Source organism: Salinivibrio proteolyticus (assembly GCF_001996165.1).
Lineage (GTDB): Bacteria > Pseudomonadota > Gammaproteobacteria > Enterobacterales > Vibrionaceae > Salinivibrio > Salinivibrio proteolyticus.
Window position 1 is genome coordinate 16,208 of the sequence record NZ_MUFP01000031.1, and the last position, 10,955, is coordinate 27,162.

Below are 10,955 nucleotides of genomic sequence, written 5' to 3' on the forward strand. Positions count from 1 at the left end.
GAGTGAACGGCCTAAACGAGCTCAGCATTGTGATAAACGTTTTGTACGTCATCACAGTCGTTTAGCATATCGAGGAATTTTTCAAAACGTTCAACGTCCTCGCCACTGACTTCTGTATTGGTCTGAGGAACAAAGGTAATCTCTTCCAAGTCCAGAGGCGTATCACCAAGGTGATCGCTGAGTGCGTTTTTCACTTTGAAAAACTCTGTATGCGGCGCAAATACGGTGATCACACCATCTTCTGCTTCAATATCGGTCACGTCGACATCTGCCATTACTAGCGCTTCGAGAACGCCTTCTTCATCGTCGCCCGCAAACTGAAATACCGCTTGATGCTCAAACATGTGTGACACGGCGCCCGGTGAGCCAATCTTGGCATCATTCTTCACAAAGCATTGGCGCACGTCCATATAGGTACGATTGTTGTTATCAGTCAGACAGTCGACGATAACCGAACAATTGCCAGGGCCAAACCCTTCGTAGCGCGCCACTTCATAGTTTTCGCCGCCACCACCATTGGCTTTATCGAGGGCCTTATCGATCACATGGCCAGGTACTTGGTCTTTTTTCGCTTTTTCAATCAAACGGCGCAGTGAAAGGTTGCTATCTGGATCACTACCGCCATTTTTGGCGCACACGTAAATCTCTTTACCGTACTTTGAATACACTTTGATTTTTGCGCCCTGGGTTTTGGCCATCGACGCTTTACGAACTTCAAAACTACGTCCCATTCGGAATCTCTCTTGTTACGCTTACGCAGAAATGCGTTGATTCTATCAAGATAGCCATTCTATGTGCTAGCGAATGTTGAGAGTTTGCGCGAGGTCAGGCGATTGTTTGGGAGAAGAGAGGTACTCGGCACATAAGGTGCCGAGCGTGAACGTTAGGCAAGCTTGCCTTGACAATGAAATCTACTGGTGTGGCCTTTGAGCACTTGAGAAAGGGCACTCAAGTCTTGCGTCGCTTGCGTGATCTGGTCCATGGCTTGACGGTTTTCACCGGTCATGGTGTTAATTTCCTCGAGGTTTTGATTGATCTCCGTCGCGACTAAGGATTGCTCTTCAGAGGCGCTCGCCATTTGCAGTGACATATCGGCGATCTCTTCGACGGCCATCACTGCTTGTTTTAGCGATGCAATACTGGACTCTGCCCGTTCTGAGACATTGCCCGCAGCATCAGCACTGTCGACCATTGCTTGCGTTGTATCGCTGGAATCGCGTTGCAAGTTTTCAATCAATTGTGCAATTTCACCCGTCGCGTCTTGTGTGCTTTGCGCGAGGGTTCTCACTTCGTCGGCAACCACAGCAAATCCGCGTCCTTGCTCACCCGCGCGTGCCGCTTCAATGGCCGCATTAAGCGCGAGTAGATTCGTTTGATCGGCAATTTGTCCAATGGTTTGTAAAATGCCTGAGATGTCTTCTGCACTGCGGACTAAAGAGTCAGACTTGGTGCGCGCACTTTGTAATCGCGCGACTAAGTCACGCATAGAGTCGACGGCGAGTGAGACCTGACTATCACCATCGTGGATCATCTCACGAGCTTTTTCTGCGGCATCGGCCGTGGAAGAGGTGCTTGATGAGATTTGATTGGCGGTCGCGGTCATCTGCTCCATCGCTGCCGCAACCTGTTCTGTGCGTGCATTTTGCGCTTCAAAGTTGGTCAAGGTTTCAACGGTTGACGCTGACAGTTGTTCTGCCGCTGCGGCTTGTTGGCTGGTAGCACCGATAATGTCACACACCATTGCGGTGAGATTTTTAGTCATTTCTCGCATTGAGCGATAAACCCCAGTCGCCTTCGGATCTTGATTAAAGGAGACGGTGAGATCGCCATCGGCAATGGTTTGCACGATTTTTTCCATTTCTTCAGGTTCCCCGCCAATCGGACGGGTAATTTTGCGGGCAAAGATAATAGCGGTCGCAACGATACCCATCACGGCAATCACAAAAATGACCGCGACAGAAAGTTCGAGAGCGTTTAACGCAGCAAAGGCTTCTTTAACGTCCATTTCTGCAATGATCGCCCAGGTTAGCCCTCCAGCGGTCACCGGCGCATAGGCGGATAAAACAGGATTACCGTTATAATCGCTAATGATATCTATGCCTTTTTCGCCGTTAATCGCGCGCTGGACGGCTTGAGTATTGACTGCCCCTTCAGCGGGGTTCATAAACGAAGCGAACACGGTGCGGTGTTCTGGGTCTAGAAATGAGTTGGAGCGCATTAAGCCGTCGCTGCCCACCAGGTAGGTCTCACCGGTTTGGCCCAATCCATCACGTTCGGTCATGATTTCGCTCAATCGATCAATAGGGAATTGGTACGCTAACACACCCAGTAACTGATTATTACGATAGACAGGCGAGGCCATAAATCCTGCTGGTGCATTGGCGGATGCGGAGTAGGGCGAGAAATCGATAATCACGGCATCGCCATCGGCTAGCTGACGGCCTTGTTTAAATGCCTCAGCAAGCCCTGAGCGTTGAAAAGGCCCGGTGAGGATCGAGGTGCCAAAGTCGACCTCTTTGGAGGCGGAGTAAACCACTGTGCCCTGCTGCGCTTCAATTAAGAAAATATCGTAATAGCCAAATTTCGCTTGGACGTCTCTTAAAAAGGGGTGGATAGCTTGATGAGCGCGATCGTAAGCGGGCAATTGGCGACTGGTTTGGTAATTCCCTTTTTCGCCGACGGGACTGGGATTATTCACCAAATACGCGTTTTGCAGAGCAATAGTTTGTGGAGAAAGCTGTGCGACGAGCTCCTGTGCACTCGGTAAGCCAGTGTTGCCAGTCGCTTGTAACTTACTGGTTAGGTTCTGCTGATAATAGCGGACTAACGACGATGACGCGGCGTTTTCTGGGCGGGCTAAGTTGGTAAAGGCTTGGGTCATGGAAGCCATGGCATCAGCGATAGAAGGGATTTCCGCAGTGGTAATGATCTGCCCTTCTGCGGTTTTAAAATAACGCTCGACCGCAGATTTTTTCACCTCTCGCAGTGCTTCTAACTGGTTAAACGTTTGGGTCTCGAGCGAGGAAGATGCCGTATTAAGCGACAGCAATGTGATCACCAACGCAGGCACGATGCCCACGCCAAGCAAGCTGACGAGCATTCTATGTTTGAGCTTCATGGCCTTTCACCTCAATGATTAATTAGCCGACTGGATAGGCAAGCCGAATTGGTTGCTTTTTAATCAATAGTAGTTAGTGATTGGCAGGCGTGTCGTAAAAATTGGGCGCTTGTTGTGTTTTTTTTTGTTCACAGTGTGAGCAAGGCCAATAAATAGAAGTGATTTGCCCCGCAATTTACGGGGCAAAATGCCTTTACTCCTGACTCAGGTGATTGGCATACAGTTTTGGTCGACGATGTTTGAGGTTGGTGACTGAACCTCGTTCGTGCAGCATTTTTAGTTTGTCTAAATCGACATCCGCAAAGATCATCATCTCTGTATTGGCATTCGCCTCGGCGAGTGTGGCATCGTGGGGGAAATAGACATCAGACGGTGAGAATACCGCTGACTCGGCATACTGAATGTCGACGTTATCCACTCTAGGGAGGTTGCCTACGCTGCCTCCAATGGCGACATAGCATTCGTTTTCAATCGCGCGCGCTTGAGCGCAGAGACGAACGCGTAGATAGCCGTTTTTGGTGTCGGTCCAGAAGGGAACAAAGAGGATTTGCACTTCTTGCTCTGCGAGGATGCGTCCCAGTTCAGGGAATTCGACATCATAACAGATGAGGATCCCCACACGCCCGGCATCGGTTTCAATGACTTTGACGGTTTCGCCGCCATCAATCACCCAGTCTCGCTGTTCATGCGGCGTGATATGTATTTTGTATTGCTCATCGATGCTGCCGTCTCGATGCATCAGGTATGACACGTTGTACAACTTTTCATCTTCTAATACAGGCATACTGCCTGCAATGATATTGATGTTGTAAGTAACGGCGAGTTGAGAGAAGCGTTGTTTAATTGTCTGTGTGAATTCACTTAAAAAACGGATTGCTTCTACAGAGCCTTTTTCTGGGGCAAGCCCCATCAAAGGCGCACAGAAAAACTCAGGGAATAGGGCAAAGTCCGATTGATAATTCGATAGCGATGAGACAAAAAACTCCGCTTGATTGAGCAGGTCATCGACGGAGAGTACATGACGCATTTGCCATTGAACCACCCCAATACGAACAATGGTCTTCTCTATATCGTGGACGGATGAGGCATCCTCTTCATAAAAGAAATTGTCCCACTCTAATAGGGTGGCGTAGCCTGCGGATTTACCATCCTCTGGAAGATATCGGTTCATCAAACGTTTCACATCAAAATCATTTGATAGTTGAAACGACAAAATCGGATCGTGGATTTCTTTACGACGTACTTTATTGATGTATTCGGTGACGGTCAGATCATTATGCTTGTGATAACCAGGGATCCGCCCACCGGCAAGAATGGCTTTGAGATTAAGCGCTTGGCAGAGATCTTTACGTGCCTCGTAAAGCCGACGCCCCAAGCGGTGACCACGATAATCAGGGTGGACAAAAACATCGAGGCCGTAGAGCGCATCCCCTTTGGCATTATGAAATACTACCCCATCATCGGTGATGATATCCGCGTAAGTATGAGGAAGAGAAAAGCGGTTATAAGCAACTTTTAGTGTCAGTGCAGCGGCGACAATCTTGCCATTGTCTTCAATACAGATTTGTCCATCCGGAAACGCGGTCACCAATTGCATAATAGTACTCTTGGGCCACGCGCCCCCAACATCGGGAAAAACGAGATCCATCAGTTCTGCAAGTGGTTGGTAATCACCTACCTCTATCACACGCAAGTTCAGTAGCGTGTCGGCATTTTCGTCCATTACATGATCTCCTTAGGATGTCCGAATCCTTATTATGTCAAAGATTGTCGTGTGAGATAACGTTTAGGGAGATCTGTGTTCGACTCTTCGCAAGGCGTTGGGGCTGTGACTCGCATGGGCGCAACACTTGAGGGTGCCGCGTGATGCTCGGTGAGTGCAAATTCAATTCGATTCCGGCCCCGTGCTTTTGCCTCATAAAGCGCGCCATCGGCACATTCGAATAGCTGATTGATTGTTAAAGGCTGATGGCGGCGATGGATGGCGACACCGATACTGACGGTAAAGCGAATAATATGTCCTTGTTCTGTCCTGACTTGGCAGGCTTCAATTTGTCGGCGAAGCTGCAATGCGATCTGCTGTACGCGTTTGACTGAATCACCATTCAATAACAGGATAAATTCTTCTCCGCCCGTTCTCGCGCACAAGGCACCTTCTTGTTGCGCGATGTGCTGTAAATGTTGGCTAAAGGCGATCAGGACTTGGTCACCGGCGAGATGGCCATAGACGTCGTTAATACTTTTAAAGTTATCCAAGTCAGCCAATAACAAGGCGTGAGCGGTATCGTCTTCAAGACGTTGGGTGGTTTGGGTCACAAAGGCACGGCGATTGGGGAGTTGAGTGAGCGTGTCTTGCAAAGCAAGTTGGCACAAGGTGTATTCGAGGCGCTCGAAGCAAAGATAAATAAAGGTCACAAATTTGACGAACTCGGCCATCAAAATCATGTAATAGATGAATATATAGCGATGGGATAAAGTGGTTTCGTTGAACGGTGTATCAAATGCAAACTGGATGCGCAGGCCATATAGAATCAGTAGGATAGAAACGATACTGGTATACAAACGATAGCCAGTGCGTGCGCGATAGTGGCTTTTGAGCAGTATACGAAGCACCATCAGGTGCATAACCGCATAGAATACGCAATAAAAACTGATGCGTATCGCAAGGGGCGCATCATTGACAAGGAGTAATGAGTATATCCCAACAACCAGTGTGAACAGCAACCCGCCGACACGCCACCAAAGTGGCTGTTTTTCGAGTGACTGGGTCCCCCACCAGATGAAAACTTGGGCACTCATTGCCGCAGTGGCACCGAGCCAAACAAGCCCTGATATCTCTGTGCTATTGCCGAGGTTATATATGGACGTGCCTGCGGAGATCAACAAGCACGCTACGCCCCAAAGCTTAATATCTCTGTGTTGATTAAACTGCCAACCAATCAATAAAACAGCGACCGTTAGCAACCAAAATATACTGATACAGGCTAGTGTTAGCGTGGGTAAATGAAGGTCAAACACGTACTCGAATCCATCCGATACAACAGCCTAAACTCGTGATGCTAGGCAAGGAAAGCCCGCACGTTGAAGACGAGCTTACGTACAATATACCAGACAATGAGGGAAAGTTTTATGGCACCACGAGGGTTCGGTGGTTTTTTATTCAATGTATTTTCGACAAACCACTAAATACTATTCTGTTGTAAAAATAGCCAAATAGCGAGAGTCGCAAAAATGATTGCCATCATTTTATGCTGGTATTGCTGAACGCTAGGACGTGTGAATAAAGCGCTACCTAGACGGCCAACTATCACGACAAGTAAGACATTGAATACCAACCCGAGAATATTGAGCAATAGGCCCAGACTCAATAACTGCATACCTGAGGATGCTTGGATTTGTTGCGAGATGAACTGAGGTAAAAACAGAACAAAAAAGAGTAGAGCCTTGGGGTTGAGTAAGTTCGTCATGACCGCACGTTTGTATAGGTGTCTGCCCATCTTTTGACGATGCGCAAGCGTCTCACTATCCGCTGGCGAAGCTCGCCATGTGTCTATGCTCATTTTAAGTAGATAAGCAGCGCCTACGTACTTTAAAACAGTGAGCGCCATAGGCGACATTGCAATCATCGCCGACACGCCAGTAGCAGCCAAGAGGGTCAGAATCAATCCGGATGTCGCATTCCCTAAACTTGCTGCAAAACCGACTCGCTTTCCATAACTAAGACTTGCACTAATGATAAGTAGCATGTCTGGACCGGGGATAAGAAGCAGTGCCACAACGGCCGTTAAATAAACAGGGAGCAAGGTTGGATCAATCATAGAATGCGCGTATCACTGACAAAATAAAACGCGGCATTTTACCCGCTTAAGCAAAAGGATCAACGGAACTTATCTATTGTGATAATCATTAGTACTAAGCTTAGTGTAAACAGGAGTGGAAAATTAATTTGATAAGAATAAAAAACGCCTCTCGAAAGAGGCGTTTAATGGTAGAAAAATTGACTGAGCAATTAATCTCTTAGCGCTGCGGTTACGCGGCTTTGATGGTCGGCTTTGGGGCCGGCTTTTCAATAAAGCATGCGTGTAATGCGCAAATCGCCGCATGATAGAATTTATCCAACACCACGTACTGTACATCCACGTCACGCATAGAGGAGTGCGCAGCTTTTGGATTAATCTCTGCGTCCAGCAGTGCAAGCATGCCTCGGCTCATGGTCTGGTTGGAATCAATACGGCTACCAATAACCGAAATTAATGCAACCATCTCGCCGGTGATCTTCGCTTTAGGATACAGCTTCTCAACGCGATTAATCACTTTGTCTTGGCTAGCGGTCTTACCATCCAAATAGTAAGTGATTGAGTTGGCGTTCATCTCTTTACTGATTAGCTGAACGTTCTCCTCACGAATGATTTCCATCACGTCATAGCTGACGCGGTCGACATGACCAACCATTGATTGATCAAAGATATGCAGTGCCAGCACTTTATCACGACCTGCAATGATCTCGATTTCATTGTCTTTCGGGCGATATTTGTGGGAAATTACCGTACCTGGATGATCGGGTTCGAAGGTATTTTTCACTACCAGTTCGATGCCAACTGCACGCATCCCTGATGCGGCATTCGGGTGAATCGCTTCCATCCCCAAATTGGCAAGCTGATCAGCCACGTCGTAGTTGCTCAAGCCCATCGGCTGGACGCGTTCTGGACCGACGATACGCGGGTCAGCACTGCTTAAATGATACTCTTTGTGGATCACCGCGCTGCTTGCTTTGGTCAATACCGCAATACGACTGAACGTCATTTCGCTATAGCCGCGATCGTATGTTTTCATCAAACCTTCATCGCAGTATACGTAGCCGGTAACGATGGGCAGCTCATTGCTGAGATCGATATCTTCCATGGCGCGCGCAATCACGGTGTTTAAATCACCCTGTGCTTCGTCGGGGTTGTCCCAGCCAGAAAGGTCAACAAACCGTGAGTTAATTCCCACGCTCTCAAGCAAAAGAGAAGAGTTGTGCGCACTGTGAGCTTCACCAATAGAGGAGAGGAACTCGCGCACTTGGGGCAAGTAGCTTTCTAGAGAAAACTGCCCATAGTTACAGGTTTCGAGAATACCTTCGATGCAGCTGTGCGCTTTCTCCATACGCTGACGAATGAAGTTGTCTGCACGCTCGCGATAAACGGGGTCAGGGAACATGTTGCTGTTAATAAGCAGCATACGTTGTTCCAGCTCTTCCATAGCATCGCGCCACTTCGGATTATTGGCGGCGAGTAGGCGATAGATACCCGGCTTGCCAGAACGCTTACACTCCAGCAATGCATCCGTGATGCCAGCATAAGCAGAAACCACAAAAATTCGGTTATAAGGGTTAGACGGGTACAAAAAGATATTATCCATGACAGCGTCGAACGCTGACATTGATGTACCGCCGATCTTTTCAACGGTATGATTCATGTGAGCTCCTTGTGGGCTTTTATGAATTGAAGTCGTCGATTGGGTTTACAGGGGCAGCATCCCGCTGCCCCAAGACGGTTAATCGACCAGAGGGTAAACACCGTTTTCGTCATGTGTCTCTTGCCCAGTAATCGGTGGGTTAAAGACACAGGCCATGACCATATCAACACCTTTATTTGCGCGAAGCTGGTGCTCGTCATGTTTGTCAAGAATGTACAGTGTGCCAGGTTTGATTGGATACACTTTACCGTCGTCGGTCGTTTCAATCTCACCTTCACCTGACATGCAATACACAGACTCTAGGTGATTCTGGTAATGGATATGCGTGTCAGTATTGGCGTAAATGGTGGTAATGTGGAACGAAAAGCCCATGTTGTCATCGCGCAACAACATACGGACACTTTCCCAATTTTCAGCCACTACGCGGCGTTCACTGTTTTGGCATTCTTCTAATGTGCGAACAATCATGTCAATCCTTTATACGTCTGTTTGTTAATGGGTGAGAGCTTTGAATTAAGACGCTTTTTTCAATTTGTCTTTCTTGTATTGCTCAACCGACTTAACAAAAATCTGTAGGCCTTTCTCCATTTCAGCTTCGCTGACTGTCAATGGGGAGAAGAATTTGATCACTTCATCATCAGGGCCAGCTGTTTCGATGATCATACCGTGTTCGAAACAAAGGCTTGTGATGGAATCAGAGATATCGCCATTTTTACATGCGATACCCTGCATCAGGCCACGACCTTTGATAGTGTCGAACAGGTCACCATTTTTCGATAAGACGTCTTTCAACACTTTATTGAGTTGATCCGCACGTGCTTGAATATGGGTTTGGAACTGATCATCTAACCAGTAAGTTTCAATCGCTTCTGCGGCTGTCACAAACGCATGGCTGTTACCACGGAATGTACCGTTATGTTCGCCAGGTGCCCATTGATCCAGCTCAGGTTTCAGTAGAACCAGTGCCATTGGTAGGCCATAACCACCAATCGACTTCGACAAGGTCACGATATCTGGGGTGATACCTGATGGCTCGAAGCTAAAGAAGGTACCAGTACGACCACAGCCAGCTTGAATATCATCGACGATCATCAAGATGCCATGCTCTTTACAGATACTTTCTAGGCGTTGTAGCCATTCATTGGAAGCTGCATTGAGACCGCCTTCACCTTGAACGACTTCAAGCAGAACTGCGGCAGGCTTATCTCCACCTGTTAGGCCGCTTGATGCATCGTTTAGCATGGTTTCGAACAGTGTGAGACCGTCAACGTCGGCATAGCCATCATACGGAATACGTGTTACCGCGTTATTCACAGGCATACCGCCACCACCGCGATGGTGATGATTACCGGTCACAGCGAGTGCGCCATATGTACAGCCGTGGAAGCCGTTCGTAAATGAAACGATGTTCGGACGACCTGTCACTTTTCGTGCCAGCTTCATCGCCGCTTCAACAGCGTTTGTACCGGTTGGACCGGTGAACTGGAGTTTGTAGTCCAAGTTGCGTGGTGCCAAGATGTGCTCTTTAAATACCTCGAGAAAGCGTGCTTTTGCACCGGTGTGCATATCCAAGCCGTGGGTAATGCCATCTTTCTCGATGTACTCAATCAGCGCTTTTTTCAGCGTCGGGTTATTGTGTCCATAGTTAAGCGAACCGGCGCCAGCAAGAAAATCGAGGTAGCGCTTGCCGTCAACGCCCGTGATCCAACAGCCCTTCGCGCTTTCAAACACGACGGGGAAGTTGTTGGCGTAACATTGAACATTTGACTCCTGCGATTTAAAGATATCCATAACTCATCCTGTTATTTTTTGAGTGGAATTCGGAAAAGGTATTCGGTGTCATGTTCACCGTTAAAGTGCTCTTGTTCATCAAGGAACACTGAGCGCTGACCACCTGTACCGTAGAGGCGATCTACCTTTTTGAACAGCGCCCAAGAACCGGCGTTGTCTTCAGTGATTGTGGTTTCAATGAATCGGATGTCTTGTGACACTTTGCGTGCCAGTAACGCTTCGACCATTGATAGGGCAAGCCCTTCTCCACGTGCTTTGGGCGATACGGCTACCTGCCACACAAAAAATGTGTCTGGTTGCTCTGGACGAATGTAGCCAGAGACGAAGCCGTGAATGTCGCCGTCACGCTCTGCCACAACACAGGTCTCTTTAAAGTGCGTTGCCTGTAAGAAGTTGCAGTAGGCGGAGTTCACATCCAACGGAGGGCACTGAGTGATTAATCGATAGATGCCGCCACCATCACGAATTGATGGCTTACGAAACACAAACCGCGTGCTCGGTTTTATCTGTTTACGGTCAAGGACTTCGTTTTCAAGAACTGCCGTATCTGTCGTTTTTGATCGCCACATAATTGTTTTGTGCTCTAACG

Annotated in this window: 9 protein-coding genes; all 9 read right to left on the minus strand. The window is 48.1% G+C overall.

Annotation, left to right across the window (positions count from 1 at the left end):
• Positions 1-11: 11 nt before the first annotated feature.
• The 9 genes from BZJ19_RS16335 to ectA all read right to left on the minus strand — a co-directional run bounded on the left by BZJ19_RS16335 (position 12) and on the right by ectA (position 10,935).
• Positions 12-731, minus strand: coding sequence for a YebC/PmpR family DNA-binding transcriptional regulator (locus BZJ19_RS16335; RefSeq protein WP_077676394.1), 720 nt, complete (start codon positions 729-731; stop codon positions 12-14).
• 152 nt (positions 732-883) lie between these two features.
• Entirely contained in the window at positions 884-3,118 is a 2,235-nt protein-coding gene (locus BZJ19_RS16340; protein WP_077676395.1) for a methyl-accepting chemotaxis protein, read from the minus strand.
• Positions 3,119-3,311: 193 nt separating this feature from the next.
• A complete protein-coding gene (locus BZJ19_RS16345; protein WP_077457886.1) occupies positions 3,312-4,841 on the minus strand; it encodes a bifunctional GNAT family N-acetyltransferase/carbon-nitrogen hydrolase family protein in 1,530 nt (509 codons plus the stop codon).
• Positions 4,842-4,873: 32 nt separating this feature from the next.
• Entirely contained in the window at positions 4,874-6,136 is a 1,263-nt protein-coding gene (locus BZJ19_RS16350) for a GGDEF domain-containing protein (RefSeq protein ID WP_077676396.1), read from the minus strand.
• A gap of 164 nt (positions 6,137-6,300) precedes the next feature.
• The gene (locus BZJ19_RS16355; RefSeq protein ID WP_077676397.1) at positions 6,301-6,936 is read right to left on the minus strand and encodes a LysE family translocator; all 636 of its coding nucleotides are present in this window, start codon (positions 6,934-6,936) and stop codon (positions 6,301-6,303) included.
• Between the two features lie 211 nt (positions 6,937-7,147).
• Complete coding sequence (locus BZJ19_RS16360; RefSeq protein ID WP_069589806.1) at positions 7,148-8,575, minus strand: aspartate kinase; 1,428 nt, start codon at positions 8,573-8,575, stop codon at positions 7,148-7,150.
• Positions 8,576-8,653: 78 nt separating this feature from the next.
• Positions 8,654-9,043: an ectoine synthase gene (locus BZJ19_RS16365; protein WP_077457892.1), complete on the minus strand. Its 390-nt coding sequence runs from the start codon at positions 9,041-9,043 to the stop codon at positions 8,654-8,656.
• A 45-nt stretch (positions 9,044-9,088) separates the two neighbouring features.
• The gene (gene ectB, locus BZJ19_RS16370; RefSeq protein ID WP_077676398.1) at positions 9,089-10,366 is read right to left on the minus strand and encodes a diaminobutyrate--2-oxoglutarate transaminase; all 1,278 of its coding nucleotides are present in this window, start codon (positions 10,364-10,366) and stop codon (positions 9,089-9,091) included.
• 11 nt (positions 10,367-10,377) lie between these two features.
• Positions 10,378-10,935 carry a diaminobutyrate acetyltransferase gene (gene ectA, locus BZJ19_RS16375; protein WP_077676399.1) on the minus strand — a complete coding sequence of 186 codons (558 nt, stop codon included), beginning with the start codon at positions 10,933-10,935 and terminating at the stop codon, positions 10,378-10,380.
• Between the last annotated feature and the right edge of the window lie 20 nt (positions 10,936-10,955).